The 14,241-nt window shown below is 70.7% G+C and carries 11 protein-coding genes; 5 read left to right on the forward strand and 6 right to left on the reverse strand.

Features of this window, described 5'->3' with window-relative positions:
• Positions 1-56 precede the first annotated feature (56 nt).
• The 3 genes from OV427_RS50615 to OV427_RS28885 form a co-directional block, all read right to left on the reverse strand.
• The gene (locus tag OV427_RS50615) at positions 57-2,660 is read right to left on the reverse strand and encodes a translocation/assembly module TamB domain-containing protein (protein ID WP_324290073.1); all 2,604 of its coding nucleotides are present in this window, start codon (positions 2,658-2,660) and stop codon (positions 57-59) included.
• A gap of 374 nt (positions 2,661-3,034) precedes the next feature.
• On the reverse strand, positions 3,035-4,840 hold the full coding sequence (locus OV427_RS28880; RefSeq protein WP_267859413.1) for an AsmA family protein: 1,806 nt from the start codon (positions 4,838-4,840) through the stop codon (positions 3,035-3,037).
• Positions 4,837-6,975, reverse strand: a complete 2,139-nt coding sequence (locus OV427_RS28885) for a BamA/OMP85 family outer membrane protein (protein WP_267859414.1) — start codon at positions 6,973-6,975, stop codon at positions 4,837-4,839. The genes OV427_RS28880 and OV427_RS28885 overlap by 4 nt, the downstream gene beginning before the upstream one ends.
• Positions 6,976-7,172: 197 nt before the next feature.
• Between OV427_RS28885 and OV427_RS28890 the strand changes: the two genes are divergently transcribed.
• Positions 7,173-7,463: a hypothetical protein gene (locus OV427_RS28890; protein ID WP_420718287.1), complete on the forward strand. Its 291-nt coding sequence runs from the start codon at positions 7,173-7,175 to the stop codon at positions 7,461-7,463.
• Positions 7,464-7,578: 115 nt separating this feature from the next.
• Here the strand turns inward: OV427_RS28890 and OV427_RS28895 are convergent, their stop codons facing one another.
• Positions 7,579-9,129, reverse strand: a complete 1,551-nt coding sequence (locus tag OV427_RS28895) for a 4-alpha-glucanotransferase (protein WP_267859416.1) — start codon at positions 9,127-9,129, stop codon at positions 7,579-7,581.
• Positions 9,130-9,261: 132 nt separating this feature from the next.
• On the opposite strand from OV427_RS28895, the gene OV427_RS28900 reads away from it, so the two are divergent.
• Genes OV427_RS28900 through OV427_RS28915 form a run of 4 tightly spaced genes read left to right on the forward strand, consistent with a single transcriptional unit; the run spans position 9,262 to position 11,859 of the window.
• Positions 9,262-9,843, forward strand: coding sequence for a DNA-3-methyladenine glycosylase (locus OV427_RS28900; RefSeq protein WP_267859417.1), 582 nt, complete (start codon positions 9,262-9,264; stop codon positions 9,841-9,843).
• 35 nt (positions 9,844-9,878) lie between these two features.
• Entirely contained in the window at positions 9,879-10,493 is a 615-nt protein-coding gene (locus tag OV427_RS28905) for an RNA polymerase sigma factor (RefSeq protein WP_267859418.1), read from the forward strand.
• On the forward strand, positions 10,490-10,798 hold the full coding sequence (locus OV427_RS28910; protein ID WP_267859419.1) for an anti-sigma factor family protein: 309 nt from the start codon (positions 10,490-10,492) through the stop codon (positions 10,796-10,798). The genes OV427_RS28905 and OV427_RS28910 overlap by 4 nt, the downstream gene beginning before the upstream one ends.
• Positions 10,795-11,859, forward strand: a complete 1,065-nt coding sequence (locus OV427_RS28915; RefSeq protein ID WP_267859420.1) for a radical SAM protein — start codon at positions 10,795-10,797, stop codon at positions 11,857-11,859. Before OV427_RS28910 ends, OV427_RS28915 begins: the two co-directional genes overlap by 4 nt.
• A gap of 7 nt (positions 11,860-11,866) precedes the next feature.
• Here OV427_RS28915 and OV427_RS28920 read toward each other — a convergent pair whose 3' ends face one another.
• Both OV427_RS28920 and OV427_RS28925 read right to left on the reverse strand, forming a co-directional pair.
• Positions 11,867-12,424: an RBBP9/YdeN family alpha/beta hydrolase gene (locus tag OV427_RS28920; protein ID WP_267859421.1), complete on the reverse strand. Its 558-nt coding sequence runs from the start codon at positions 12,422-12,424 to the stop codon at positions 11,867-11,869.
• 35 nt (positions 12,425-12,459) lie between these two features.
• The gene (locus OV427_RS28925; RefSeq protein ID WP_267859422.1) at positions 12,460-13,953 is read right to left on the reverse strand and encodes a hypothetical protein; all 1,494 of its coding nucleotides are present in this window, start codon (positions 13,951-13,953) and stop codon (positions 12,460-12,462) included.
• Between the last annotated feature and the right edge of the window lie 288 nt (positions 13,954-14,241).

The raw sequence follows: 14,241 nt of genomic DNA on the forward strand, positions 1-14,241 counted from the left end.
GCGCCTCCCGAGCACGGGCTCCCGTCCGAGGCACGGACGGGAGCCGCCCGTGCGCGTCAGTATTCCTTGCTCCAGATGAGGTCCAGGCCGCCCGAGCGCGCGTCGCCATACTGGCCTTCCAGGCTCCAGCGCGTACCGAGCTGGTACTCGAAGCGCACGGCGTTGGCGTTCTCTCCCTGCTGGAGGTTGGCGCCGACGCGGCCGGTGTAGCCCACGTAGATTTTGTCCGTCACGTACGTGCCCACCTCCAGCTTGGTGCCGGCGATTCCGGAGTCGCCGGCCTCGATGGAGAGCACGTCCAGCGGGAGCTTCGCCGCCAGCGCCTTGCGCGCCTCGTTGGCCACGAGCGAGCCCACCACGGAGGCGGCCTGGGCGCTGGCCGTCATGGACGCGCCCGAGCCGCGCTCCAGCGTGCGGCGGCCGGTGGCGAGCAGCGTATAGATTTCCGACTCCGGCAGCGGCGGGTCGCTGGTGGGCTTCAGGGTGATGTCCCGGCCCTGGCCGCGGATGGTGACGAACACCGTCACCTTGGCGTTGTCGTTGCGGTGCTCGGCGGTGACGTTGATGTACGGCACCGCCGGCGGGCCGGTGAAGCGCACCTGGCTGTCGCGCTGCACGTCGAAGCGGCGGCCCAGCACGTCCACGCGCCCGCGCAGCACGCGCACCTCGCCGAACAGGCGCGCCGCGTCGCGGTACTCCACGCGGAAGTCCTCGGACAGCCCCAGCTCGACATTCACGTCCGAGCCCTTCACCCAGATGTTGCGCGGCGCATTCACGTTCACCCAGTACGTGCGCAGCGGCGCCTCCTGCTCCACCCCGACCTCCTCGTCTTCACCGGCCTCGTCCACGGCCTTCGCGAGGTCCTCCGCCTGAGCTCCCACGCCGCTGCCACCCACGGCCGTGCGCCGGCGGTCGCTGGGCGTGGGGTCCGGGATGTTCTCCTCCTTGTCCTTCTCGGGTGTCCCGGGCGCTCCGGGCGAGGGCTGCTGTTGCTGCTTGCGCTTCTTGCGCTCCACGGGCACGCCGTTGCGCACGAGGACGATGTCACCGGGCCGCTCCAGTGGCTGCAAGTCCCTCCGCTTCAGCTCCGGCAGGGTGATGGTGGCCTCGGGGACGGAGACGTTGCGCAGGTTGACGAGCGTCGCGGACAGCGTGCCCTCCACCTTCGCGCGCAGGCTCACCACGGCCATGAGCTGGTCGTCGTAGATGATGGGGAAGTCCTGCGTGACGAGCGGGTGCTCATTGCCCTTCGGGCTGGACAGCTCGTACTCCCCCTTGCGGGTGCGCACGGCCGTCAACGGCGCCTCCAGCCGCAGCGAGCCATTGCCGGCCTTCGCCGACAGCGTCCGCAGCGCGAGGGACTCCTGGCTGGCCTCCAGGGCGAGCTGGATTTCGCGGTACTCGCCCAGGCCCATCAGCCCCAGCACGCCGTCCTTCCACGCCAGGGTGCCCTGGAAGGTGGGCGCTCCCACGGTGCCGGCGAGCTTCGCGTCCGCCTGCACCAGGCCGCCCAGGGTGCGCACCATCTCCGTGGCGCCGGAGAGGAAGGACGGGTCGAAGTTGCGCGCCTTGAGGGACACCTCCAGCGGCGCGCGCGTGTACTGCAGGCCCTTCTCGAAGGCGGGCAGCGACACGTCCAGGTCCACGCCGCCCGTCACCATCATCGTGCCGCCCGCCGGCGCGGTGAGCATCGCGTCGAAGGCGGAGCGGATGCCCTTGTACGTGTAGTGCAGGCGCGCCTGCCCCAGCCCCAGGGTGCCCACGCCCAGCTTCTGCACGCCCGCCGTGAGGTCCACCTCGGGCGTGTCCAGCGTGCCGCGCGCGGCCACCTCCATTGCCAGCACCCCCTGCAGGCCCTGCGAGTGGGTGCCCGGCGTGGGCGGCAGGTCCGAGGCGCGGGCGCGGGCCAGGCCGGGCAGCTCCTGGATGGACACCGGCATCAGCCGGCCGCGGATGCGGAAGGGGATGCGGCCATAGACTTCGCGGTCCTGCAGCGCGCCCAGGGGCGCCAGCAGCGTGGCCTCCAATTGCGCCAGCGGCCCTTCCTGGCGCTGCACCGCCAGCACCACCTTCACGTCCTTCTCTCCCCCCGTCACGGTGAGCTGGCCGTTCTGCGGAGGAATGCCGTTGGCGGTCGCCCCCGCCACCTGCACGGCCAGCTGGCCCTGGGGCACCAGCACCGAGCCCCGGATGTCCACCTGTGCGGACACCTTGCCATCCGGCTTCTCCACGCCCTGCATCCCCTCGAGCAACGTGAGGGGCAGGTCCGCCACGCGGGCCTCCAATTCCACCGCCGCGCTCAGCGCCTCTTCGGGCGTGGGCGGCTTCGCCAGCAACCCGCCCATCGTGAAGGGCGTGCGCAGCGCGACGTACGCCTGCGAGGCGAGCCCTTGCAGGTCCAGGCGCGCGTCCAGCGTGCCGTCCTTCGCATCGGACGCGGCGCGCAGCTCGAAGGCCAGCGGCTGCTTCAGCGAGAAACCCGGAGGAGGCACCTGGTAGCTCATGTCCCTGCCGCGCAGGACGAAGTCCAGCTTCGGCTCGCGCGCCGGGCCCACCACCGCCAGCGTCCCGGAGAGGTGGCCGCTCGCGCCTTTCGGCTGCTTCGCCAGCTCCATGGCCCGGGCGACGTCCAGGTCCTGCAGGTTCACCTTGAGGGACATCGCGTCACGGCGGCGCTTCAGCACGCCCTGCACCGGCACGTCGAAGTCCGCCGAGAGCTTCGCCACGGGCAGGCTCGCGGACAGCTTCCCGGTGGCGCGGTCCTTCACGTAGCGCGCGTCCACCTCCGCGTGGAGGCCCTCATAGCCCTGCACGCGCCCGTCTTCCCAGCGCAGGTTCGCCTCCGCGTTCGGACGTGGCAGCCGTCCGCGCGCGGCCACGTGGCCCGTCACCGTGCCACCCAGGCCGAGCGACTCGGGGACGAAGGCGTGCGGCAGCTTCGTCAAATCGAACGCGCCCAGCTCCACGCGCGCCGTCACCTGCTCGCCCTCCTTCGCGCCGCGCAGCGACAGCGACTGCGGGCCGGAGGTGAGCGTCAGCGCGGGCTCCACCTCCACCCGGCCTCCGCCGAAGCCCACGTGCGTGGGGCGCTGGAGCTTCCAGGTGGCCTCCGGCCAGGACAGCGACAGCGCGTCCACCGCGAGCCCCTGGCCGTCCTCGTCCACCAGTCCGCCCAGGCGAGGCCCAGCTGCGCATCACCCTGCACGCGCACGGAGGCGTCCAGCTTCCGCTCGCGCGTGGCGACGGTGGCCGCCAGGTCCTTGAAGGTGCGCCCGCTCGTGCGCAGCTCGGCCACCACCACCGAGGCGTCCGTGTCCAGCGGCCGGGTGACGTCCGGCAGCTCCGCCTTCACGGACAAATCCTTCAGCGCCAGGTCGGGGCCATACGCCAGCGAGGCGAAGCTGCCGTGCGCCTCCAGCCCCGGCGTGCGCAGCGGGCCCTCCACGACGAAGTCCAGCGTGCCGCTGCCCGCCATGGGCGCCACCGTGCCCGGCAGCAGCTTCGTCAGCGTCTGGGACAGCAGGGCCAGGTTGCCCGCGGTGAAGCCGCCGTCCACCCGCATCTTCTCCTGGGTGCCCTGGCCCTTCGCGCGCAGCGAGGCGCCCGGCACCAGCACCAGGAGCCGCGACAGCGTGTACTGGCCGTTCTTCGCGCTGGCCTCCAGCTCCACCGGGCCCAGGGGCTGGCCCTGGTACTCGGATGGGGAGACGGTGAGGTCCACCTCGCCGTCCAGCGTCTCCAGGCGGGTGCCGCCGCCCTTCGCGACGAGGTCCGCCTGGACGTTCGTCTTCGGGCCCTCGGCCACCAGTTGCGACAGGTCCACGTCCCGGGCCTTCGCGGTGAAGCCGCTGGTGCGCAGGTGCTCCAGGTCCAGGTCGCCCTTCAGCTCCAGCTTCGCGTCCGCCGCTTGTGCCCGCGCGTCCGCGCGCACCAGGTCCCCGTCCAGGCTGGCCGTGCCCTCCAGCGACACGGGCACGAGCAGGGGATACGTGGGCACGAAGCCCTTGAGGAGCTCCGGAGGCGCCACGAGGCGGCGCACCGTCACCTGTCCCTTCAGCGTCCCCTCGGGCTGACCCGGAGGAGTCTCCGGCGGCAGCTTCACGTTGCCGCTCGCGTCCAGCACCAGCCCCGCGGCCTCCAGGCCCACGTCCGCCTGGAGCGCGCCCTCCTCGCCGCCGCCCTTCAGCGTCAGGCGCACCGGGCCGGACACGGGGAGCGCGAGTCCGCCGGTGGCGTCCAGGGTGGCGCTGAGGCCCTGCGTCGCCGCCGCGTAGCTGGCGGTGCCCTTCGCGTCGAAGTCCTCCAACCGGAGGTTGCGCTCGGGGCCGTCCTCCACTTCCTGCCGGAAGTCGACGTAGCCGTCCTCCAGCACCAGCTCGTGGATGTCCAGCTTCAGCGTGCCCCGGCCCTTCGGGGGCTCCTCGGGCTTGGGCTCGCGGGGCTCCAGCGCGCGGGACAGGTTGAGGCCGCGCTCGTCCTGCGCGAGGTACAGGCGCGGGCGCTCCACCTTCGCCAGCGAGAGGTCCACGTGCTGGCGCACCAGCTGGCTCAGGCCGAGGCGCGCCTCCACGCGGGCAATCTCCGCCACCAGCTCGCCCTCCGGGTCATACAGCTTCAGGTCCGTGAGGACGGCGCCGCCCGGCCACAGGTCCAGGCCGCCCAGCTCCAGGCGGCCGGAGAGCTGCTCGTTCGCCAGCGCCACGCCCTTGCGGACGAGCCAGGCCTCCCCGCTGGCGCTGGTGAGGAAGACGAGCGCGCCCACCACCGCGAGCACGAGCACCGCCATGAGGCCGCCGAGCCCCCACAGCAGCCTGCGTCCCCAGCGCTTCCGGTCGCTCAAAACGCCTCTCCAATCGACAGGTGCAGCGCGCACAGGCCGTCCGGGGCGCCAGCGAACGTAGCTCCGCGAGTCCTCGGACCGGTGGTGCTCCAGCTGCTGCCAATGCCGAAGCAGCCTCCGGATTCGGGATAGATGTACCCCGGGGTGGTGACGGGCAATCCCCTGCCGATGTTCAACCGCCGCGCGATGTCCAGCCGCACGGGCCCGACGACGGTGAGGTAGCGAAGCCCCAGTCCCAGCGCGTGGTAGTGGTCGGGACCGAACAGTTTGGGACTGCCGGTCGAACTGAAGTCCGCAATCCCCACCAGGCCGGAGTCATAGAAGGCCGCCACCACGAGGCTCTCGGTGAACTGGTAGCGCACCTCCAGCGAGCTCTCGAAGAGGCTGTTGCCGCCCACCGGCACGGTGTCCCACTGCTCGTTCTGCGACAGCACGGTGGTGGACTGGCCGCCTCCAATGGGCTCGTCCACCGTCTCGGGCAGGGCGGCCATGGGGGACAGGCGCTGGCCGTTGAATCCGCGCATGGCGGTGGCGCCGCCGGAGAAGAAGCGGGTGACGACGGAGCTCTGCCCGTTGCCTGCCGGGTTCAGCGTCCCCATCCGTAGCTTCAGCCCGAGGACGAGCCGCTTGTCCTCGTCCAGGGGCCGGAAGAAGCGCACGTCCGGCAGCAGGCGCACGTAGGTGTAGTCGCCGAAAAAGGGGCCACCGCCCTTCTGCACGGACAGCGCCAGGTAGTAGCCGTCGCGGGGTTCAATGGGGTCGTCCCGGCGGTCCCAGGCGAAGGCCACCTCCAGGAAGCTCAGCGCCACGTCGCACTGGGTGACGTTGTTCGGGCAGCCCAGGACGATGGGCGGCACCGCCGCGTCCGCGCTGACGCGCCCGGTGAGCCGGTACACCTGGAGGTTGTACGAGGGGAAGATGGAGAAGCTGGGGTGCGGCTGCCAGATGACGCCCGCCTGGAGCTTCCCGCCCCAGAAGTCGTACGCCTGCTCCAGGCCGCGCTCGGCGGTGAGCGAGGTCTGCAGGCGCAAGTCACGGAAGAGGAAGCGCGGCTGCTCGAACTCGGTGGTGACTTCGAAGACGGGGCCGGCCTTGCTGCGGTTGAAGACGTTGGGGATGAAGGCGTAGCCCAGGCGGCCGCGCACGGTGAAGCGGCGCAGGCCACCCCGGAAGTTGCGGTGCGTCCACTCGCCCAGCACGCGCGCCTCCTGCCGCGCGGCGTCGATGCCGAGGCCGCCGCCCAGCCGCACTGAGCGGAAGGGCGACTCCCGCACGTCCACCACCACCGGCACCGTGCCGGACTCCCGGTCCGGCGCCCCGCGGTTCACCTTCACCGCGCCGAACACACCCATGCGGAACACGCGCGCCTGGGCCTCGGCCAGCGCCGTCTCGCTGTACCAGTCCCCCTTCTTCAGGCTGCCCTGCACCTGCTCGATGATGCGTCGCGGCGGCACCTGGGGGTTGGCGTCCGTGGCGACGAAGGTGTTGCCGAAGCGGTAGCGCAGGCCCGGAACGATGCGCAGGTCCACCGTGGCCTCTTTCGTGGCCAGGTCCACCCGCACCTCGCCGCCGGCCTCCGCCTCCGCGTAGCCCAACTCCCGCAGCCGGTCCTGGACCAGGCCCTTCGTCTCCTCCCAGGTCTCCTCGCGGAAGATGTCCCCCTTCTTGATGGGGAGGTCCGTCATCACCCGGGCGCGGTGTTCCTCCTGGAACTCCCGAGGCAGCGTGTCCAGGCCCGTTACCTGGATGTCGGTGATGTGGGTGGGCTCGCCCTCCTTCACCTTCACCTGGAGGGAGACCGCGTTGGCCCCCTCCGGCTTCACCTCGCTGGAGAGGACCTCCGCCGCGTAGAAGCCCTGCGCCTGGTAGTAGCGCTGGATGCGGCGCAGGTCCGCCTGCCAGGCATTGGCGTCGAAGTAGCGCGGCCCGCCGAAGGGCCAGAAGCCCCACCAGGGTGTCTCCGTGGTGAGGATGCGTTCCTTGATGTCGCCCTCGGCGACCGCCTTCGTGCCCTCGATGTTCAGGTCATTGACCTTGGGGCCGGAAGGGCGCTCCTGCGTGGTGGCACAGGCGGCCAGCAGCAGGAGCGCGGCAGTGGTGGCGAGGCGGAGGGTTCGGGGATGGGCGGCGGCCACGGAGGGCGTTCTTAATCCCTGTGCGCGCCGCTGACTCTCCCCTTCCCAACGGAAATTCGCCCCACTGTCGCATTCCGAGACCTGCGCGGAGTCAACAGTGTCCGGTGTCTCGCGCAGACAACCCCTCGTAATACAGCGACACGTGCAAGACGGTCCGAGGTGCGCAAGATTGGCACCCTATGTCCCTGTCCTGGCGAATGAGAGTTCTGGGGTTCTCCGCGCTGGCGCTGTTCGGCTCCGCGTGCGGCGTGGACGATGACGAGGTGGTGAAGCTGAAGGAGGGCGAGAGCTTCGCGGACGCGGCCTACTGCGGCTCGTTCGGCTGCGAGGACCCGTACCAGCTGTGCGCCGAAATCTTCCTGGAGTTCGGCCGCTCGCCCCCGCTGTGCGTCTACGACGACGTCTGCGAGCGCCTGGAGTGCGCCAACTCCAACCGCCGGTGCGCCGTGTTCGACGGCTTCCCCGGCCAGGTGAAGTGCATCGACTGAAGTGAAGGGGCCCCGGCGCCCGGAACGTGTGCTCCGGGGCGCGAGGTCCTCGTCGCCAGCGCCTTCCCGGCGGAGACCTCCTCGCGGAGGTCGTCCGGTGGGAGGAGTCGTCCCTCTAGCGCCGCGCGGAGGCGGTGAGCCAGGCCAGGCGCTCGGCGGCGCCGCGGGACTCCTCGTCCTTCAGCAGCGCGTCCGCGTCCTGGCGGATGCGGTAGGCCCAGTTCGAGTCGCTCATGGAGCCGGGCAGGTTGATGCGGTCCCTCGTGCCGAGGATGTCCTGCCAGGGCAGCACGCACAAATCACTGCCGGAGTTGAGCGACGCGGCCAGCATGGCGCGGTGGACCTCCGGGGTGAACTCGCGGGTGACGGGCACGCCGTTCAGCTCCGGCCATGCGCGGGCGGCGGCCTGGCGCTCGTCGTCGCGGGCACCCTCCCACCACTCGGCGACGGTGTCCGTGTCGTGGGTGCCCGTGGTGACGAGGGACACCGCGGGGAACTGGTGCGGGTCCCGGTAGGTGTTGTCGTCGCGCTCCCAGCGCATCACCCGGTAGCCCGGCAGCTTCAGGTCCGCGAGGATGCGGCGCACGAAGGGCGGAATCACGCCCAGGTCCTCGGCGACGATGCCGGCGCCTTCCGACAGCAGGCGGAAGTGCTTCTCGCCCAGGCGCTTGTGGCTCTCCTCATCCGGAGGGACGAAGCGGCCGGTGGGCGTCTGCTCGTCGCGAATCCACTGGCGGAAGTAGCCCACCGCGTGGTCCACGCGGCGCAGGTCGTAGTAGCTGGCCGCCTTCTTCGCGCGCTTCTTCAGCCACGCGTAGTCGTCCTTCTCCATGGCGGCGAAGTCGAAGTAGGGCAGGCCCCAGTCCTGGCCGGTGGCGGAGAAGTCGTCCGGGGGCACGCCCAGGCGCGCGTCGCGCCGGAGGATGTCCGGGTGGGCCCAGCAGTCCGCGCTGTCCTGGCCGATGATGAAGGGCTCGTCGCCGCACAAGAGCACGCCGCGCGACTTCGCCTGCTCGCGCACCGCGTCCCACTGCGTCTCCGCCACCCACTGCAGCCACGCGTGGTAGCGCACCCGGCGCTCCAGTTCCTTCGACTTCGCGGCCAGCGCTTCCGGCTGGCGGTGCTTCAGGCCCTCCGGCCACTCCCACCAGGGCCGGCGGTCCTCCTGCTCGCTGATGGCGGTGAAGAGGGCATAGCTCTCCAGCCACTCACCCTGGGCGTCGCGCCACAGGCGGAAGGCCTTCGCGCGCTCGGACTGGGGGCCCCAGTGCTGCGCTTCGAAGGTGTCGAAGGCGCGCGCGAAGGCGGCGTCCTTGAGCGGGAAGACCAGGTCGTAGCGCACGCGCGGGGCGGCGCGGGCCTCGGCGAGCTTCTGGCGCTGCTCCCCGGAGAGGGCGGCCTCGCCACCGGAGGCGGTGAACTCCGGCAGCTTCTGCAGGTCGATGAAGAGTGGGTTGAGGCCGAAGGCCGAGCGGGTGGAGTAGGGCGACGGGTCGCCCGGCGCGGTGGGCAGCAGCGGGAGCACCATCAGCAGGCGCTGGCGCGCGGCCTTCATCCAGGCGAAGAGGCCGTCCATGGCGCCGAAGTCGCCAATGCCGAAATCCGTCTGCGAGCGGAGCGAGAAGAGCGGAAGCAGGAGACCGGAGAGCCGGCCAGGTGTGGACATGGTGCGGCGCAATCTGCCCCAGCCCCGCGCCGGTGTGAACTGCTCCGACACCGAGGAGTGCGCGGGGGCTCCGCTGCCTGACGGAACAGACTCCAGGCGGCGCCGCCAGCTGGCCCCGGGTACTATCCGAACGTGAACTGTCTTCCGGAGTCCTTCTACGCGCGGCCCGCGCTCACCGTCGCCCGCGAGCTGCTCGGCACCCTGCTGGTGGTGGAGGGAGGCGGGGTGAAGCGGGTGGGGCGCATCGTCGAGACGGAGGCCTACATCGGCGAGCATGACCTGGCGTGCCATGCCGCCAAGGGCGTCACCCCGCGCACGGAGGTCATGTTCGGGCCGCCGGGGCGGGCCTACGTCTACCTCATCTACGGCATGCACAATTGCTTCAACGTGGTGACGGATGCCGTCGGGGTGGGCGCGGCGGTGCTGGTGCGGGCGGTGGAGCCCGTGGAGGGGCTGGCCGAAAAGGAGCGCACGGACGGGCCCGGGCGGGTGTGCAAGGCCCTGGGCCTCACCAAGGCGCACAACCGCTTGGAGCTGTTCTCCCCCGCGCTGCACCTGTTGCCCGGGGAGCCCGTGCCGGAGGCCCGGGTGGCGCGGGGGCCCCGCATCGGCGTGGACTACGCCGGGGTGTGGGCGGCGGAGCCCTTCCGGCTGTGGGTCCGGGACAGTCAACACGTCAGCCGGCCCCCCAAGGGAGCGCGCAAGCAGCCTTGACGGAAGCCGCCGCGGCTGGTTGGGTGCGCCCCGCCATGTCCGACGAGGCCGCCAGGGAAGAGGACCGACAGCTCCTCGAGAGGGCACAGGATGGGGACGTTTCCGCCTTCGAGGCCCTGGTGGATGCCCACCGGGACAAGGTGTACGGCCTGGCCCTGCGCATGACGCGCTCCGAGGCCGACGCCGCGGAAATCACCCAGGATACCTTCCTGTCCGCCTACCAACACCTCAAGGATTTCCGGGGGGATGCCGCCTTCGGGTCCTGGGTGCACCGCATTGCCGCCAACCACGCGCTCATGCGTCTGCGCCACCGCCGGGTGGCCCAGGCGGCCGAGCAGGAGCTCCAGGGCCCGGAGTTCACCGAGCGGGGCTCCCTGGCCGAGTACCCCATCTCCGACTGGAGCCGGGACGCCGAGGAGAAGGCCCTGGACGCCGAGCTGGGAACCGCCATCCAGCAGGCGACCGAGCAGCTTCCGCAGGGGTACCGGGAGGTCTTCCTCTTGAAAGACGTGGACGGCCTCAGTTACGAACAGATCGCAGAGGTGACGGGGGATTCCATCCCCGCCATCAAGAGCCGCCTGCACCGTGCCCGGCTCGCGCTCCGTGAAGCCATCGATGATTTCTACAACCGGGACAGTCGCGGGGTGTGAAACGCGACGAAGCGCTCGGCATCTTCGAAAGGGACAAGGGCGCGCCGCAGCCAGCCGAGGTTCGGATGTATAATTGCAAGGATTCGATCAACCTCCTGCTGGAATTCCTCGATGGCGAGATGTCCGCCGAGGAGGCACAGCATCTGAAAGAACACCTGCGCGGGTGCAGCCCCTGCGTGGACTTCCTGCGCACGTACAAGGCGACGCCCGGGCTGTGCAAGAAGGCCCTGGCGGCGAAGATGCCGAAGGAAGTCTCCGAGAAGCTGACCGAGTACCTTCGCTCCAAGATCAAGTCCGCCTCGTGAACCTGAAGCAACTGTCGCTCCCGGAGCTGGAGGCCGCGCTGGCCCCGCTCACCCCGTCGCCCGCCGCCGTCCGCAAGGTGTTCGCGGCCGTCTTCGCCCATGGGGCCAGGACGGTGGAGGACGTGGCCGGGGCCCGCCAGGTCCCGCGCCGTGTCGGTGACTACCTGCGAGAGCACGCGGAGCTGCCGACGCTGCAGGTGGTGGAGCGGCGCAAGGCGGACGACGGCTTCGTGAAGTACCTCTTCGACTCGCCGCTGGGCGGGCGGGTGGAAGCCGTCCGCATCCCCATCTTCGACGAGAAGTACGTCATCTGCGTGTCCAGCCAGGTGGGGTGTGCGCTGGCCTGCGACTTCTGCATGACGGGGAAGCTGGGCTTCAAGCGCAACCTCCAGACGTGGGAGATATTGGACCAGGTGCTCCAGGTGCGCGCGGAGGCGGACCGGCCGGTGCGCGGCGTGGTGTTCATGGGGATGGGCGAGCCGCTCCTGAACTACAAGGAGACGCTGCGCGCGGCGGACATCCTGCGCAATCCGGCCGGGTTCTCCATCTCCGGCGAGGCGATTACCTTCTCCACCGCGGGCCACGTGCCGGCCATCCGCCGCTACACGCGCGAGGGCCACCCGTACCGGCTGGCCTTCTCCGTGACGAGCGCGATTCCGGAGAAGCGCGCGCAGGTGCTCCCGATTGAGAAGACGCACCCGCTGCCGGAGCTGATTGAGGCCATCCGCGAGTACAGCACCGCGCGGCGCGAGCGGGCCATGATTGCGTACGTGGCCATCAGCGGCTTCAACCTGGGGCTCGAGGACGCGGAGGCGCTGAAGGTGGCCTTCGAGGGCATCCCCATCAAGGTGGACCTCATCGACGTGACGGACCCGACGGGGAAGTACCTGCCGCCCACGCCCGAGGAGCTGAGCGCCTTCCGGGACCACCTGCAGATTCTGAAGTCGCCGGTGGCGCGGCGGTACTCGGGCGGCAAGGAGATTGGCGCGGCGTGCGGAACGCTGGCGGCCACGCAGTACGGCGGCACGGTGATGCCGCGCCCCGAGCCCACCGCCTCGTGAGCGCGGCTCAGGCGCTCCGCAGCAACTCTTCCAGCAGGGCCTGACCTTCGAGCCACGAGCCCAGCTTCGCCGCGCTGCCCAGGTGGCCCTTCGCGCCGACATTCACCAGCCGGGCGCCCCAGTCCGCGGCGAGGCCGGTGACACGCGCCATCGTGATGTAGTTGTCATCGGTGCTCGCCACGACGAGCGAGGGAAACGGCAGCCGCGAGCGCGGCATGGGCGCGAAGCCCACGGTTCCCGGGGGGAAGTCGGGAGCCTCGGTGTCACTGGGCGCGACGAGCAGCGCGCCGTGGACCTTGCCGGTACTCGCGGGATGGACCGCGGCCCAGGACGCCACCAGGATGCACGCGAGGCTGTGGGCCGCGAGCACCACGGGCCGCTGGGCGCCCGTGATGGCGCGCTCCAGCGTGGCGACCCAGTCCTCGCGCCGGGGCGTGTTCCACTCCGCCTGCTCGACGCGCTGACAGTCCTTCCGCTCCCGCTCCCAGTGGGTCTGCCAGTGCTCGGGCCCCGAGTTGTAGAGGCCCGGCAGGAGGAGGACGGTGGGAGCGATGTCGGTCGGCATGGAGTCCCCGGACGTTACCGGGGACCCCCATCCGGTCAAGGACTGGAGTGCAGCGGCACGCTCCAGAGCTGGTTGGCCAGCGTGTCGTCGAAGGCGCTGAAGAACACCCGCTGGCCCACGCGGGTATAGGCGTACGGATAGGAGCTTCCGGTTGAGATGTCCTTCAGCAGGCGCGTGCCCGCCACCGTGCCGTCCGTCACCCAGGGCTCGATGCCCGAGGCGCCGTCATACGCGGCGAAGAAGACGAGGCTGGAGTCCGCGGCGAAGATGGGCGAGCCGTACTCGTCGGAGAGGCTGAGCGGCCGGCGCAGGAGCTTCGTGCCGGCCTTGGTGCCATCCGTCACCCACAGCTGCGTGTCGCGCGGCGCGGGGCCTGAGCTGCCGATGTACTGCTCGAAGTAGATGCGGTCCGCGGTGGCGCTGAAGGTGCTGAGCGAAGGGAAGGCGTCCAGCTGGTCCGCGTACGGATTGGACAGCGTGGCGACGTGCTCCTTGCCGCCCTCGCCGTCCAGGCGCAGGCGGAAGATGGCGAGCCGCTGGTCGACCGGGTTGGACAGGGTGACGTAGAGGTACTCACCCATCGTGGTCATCAGCCGTGGGTAGCGGCCGTCGTTGACGAACGTGTAGAGGTGCACCGTGCCCGCGCGGGTGCCGTCCGTCTTCCAGACCAGGGTGGCGCCCTGCGCGTCGTACGTGCTGAAGAACGCCAGCCGTCCGTCGCTGCTCACGTCCACGGGCCCGTAGCCTCCCGACGTGTTGAGCGTGCGCAGCGGCTGCGTGCCCGCGCTGGTGCCGTCGGTCCTCCAGGCCGTGGTGTTGCCGGCCTCGTTCCGGACGAAGAAGACGAGCACATTGCCCGCGCGCGCCGTCCGCCAGTCGACCTCGACTCCCGCCCCCAGGTCGCGGATGCGGACCGTGCCGGTGGCGGTGCCGTCGCTCTTCCACACTTCCATTCGCGAGGGCGTGGAGTCCGTGCCCGGCACGGCTCGGAAGAAGGTCAGTGTGTTCCCGAGCGCGGTGAGGCTCGCCAACTGCGAGTCCTCCGCGCCCGGGGTGACGTCCTTGACGAGCCGGGTGCCGCTGGCGGTGCAGTCACTCACCCATAGCTCGTTGCCGTTGACGGGCTCGCCCACGGTGAAGAAGAGGCGCTCGCCCACGGGGGTGAGCTGCGCCACGTGGGTGTTGATGGCGGGCGGCGGCGACGCGGGAAAGCTCCTCACCGCGACGGTGCCCGCGCTGGTGCCATCACTCGTCCATAGCGCGCGGCTGCCATCCTCGAAGTTGGCGGCGAAGGCGAGCCGGCCTTTGAAGTCCACCAGCGAGCTGGGGCCCTCCGCGTAGCGCGGAGTCATCTGCGTCGGCGGGAAGATGACCTTCACCCGACTTGCCGTGCCCGGAGCAACGGCTGCCATGGCAGCGAAGGCCGGCTGCTCCTGCACGTCCTCTCGCGACAGACCCTCCTCCGGCACCATCCCCCCGCATCCCGTAGCCAGCCAACCCACCAGCACCCCACCGCACCATCCACGCATCCGCGACCTCCATCCAACTGCCTCGGGCGAGGGTAGGGAGCGTGGGTCATGCGGACCACCGCGTGCGGGAGGCCGCGGCGCGTGTTGCGTGCGCTGGCCGACGGATGTGCCTCCCCTCTTGCTCCATGAGTGGGAACGCGAAGGGCCACACCGTGAAATTCATGCGCCACGAGCAGGCAGGAGCACGGGCCCATGCCTTCGTGCCGGCCCGCTACGTCACCGCATCTTCCCGCTGGTGCTGGAGTGACGGAGCCGTCACGAAGGTGGCACTGCGTGCTCGCGACGCTT

The organism is Pyxidicoccus sp. MSG2, from assembly GCF_026626705.1.
In the GTDB taxonomy this organism is placed as follows: Bacteria; Myxococcota; Myxococcia; order Myxococcales; family Myxococcaceae; genus Myxococcus.

What these genes read in the sequence shown, in the direction of transcription:
- OV427_RS50615 (WP_324290073.1), bottom strand. Translation starts at nt 2,660, where the DNA reads ATGTCCCTCAAGGTGAACCTGCAGGACCTGGACGTCGCCCGGGCCATG.
- OV427_RS28890 (WP_420718287.1), top strand. Translation starts at nt 7,173, where the DNA reads ATGAGAGTTCTGGGGTTCTCCGCGCTGGCGCTGTTCGGCTCCGCGTGC.
- OV427_RS28895 (WP_267859416.1), bottom strand. Translation starts at nt 9,129, where the DNA reads ATGTCCACACCTGGCCGGCTCTCCGGTCTCCTGCTTCCGCTCTTCTCG.
- OV427_RS28905 (WP_267859418.1), top strand. Translation starts at nt 9,879, where the DNA reads ATGTCCGACGAGGCCGCCAGGGAAGAGGACCGACAGCTCCTCGAGAGG.
- OV427_RS28920 (WP_267859421.1), bottom strand. Translation starts at nt 12,424, where the DNA reads ATGCCGACCGACATCGCTCCCACCGTCCTCCTCCTGCCGGGCCTCTAC.
- OV427_RS28925 (WP_267859422.1), bottom strand. Translation starts at nt 13,953, where the DNA reads ATGCGTGGATGGTGCGGTGGGGTGCTGGTGGGTTGGCTGGCTACGGGA.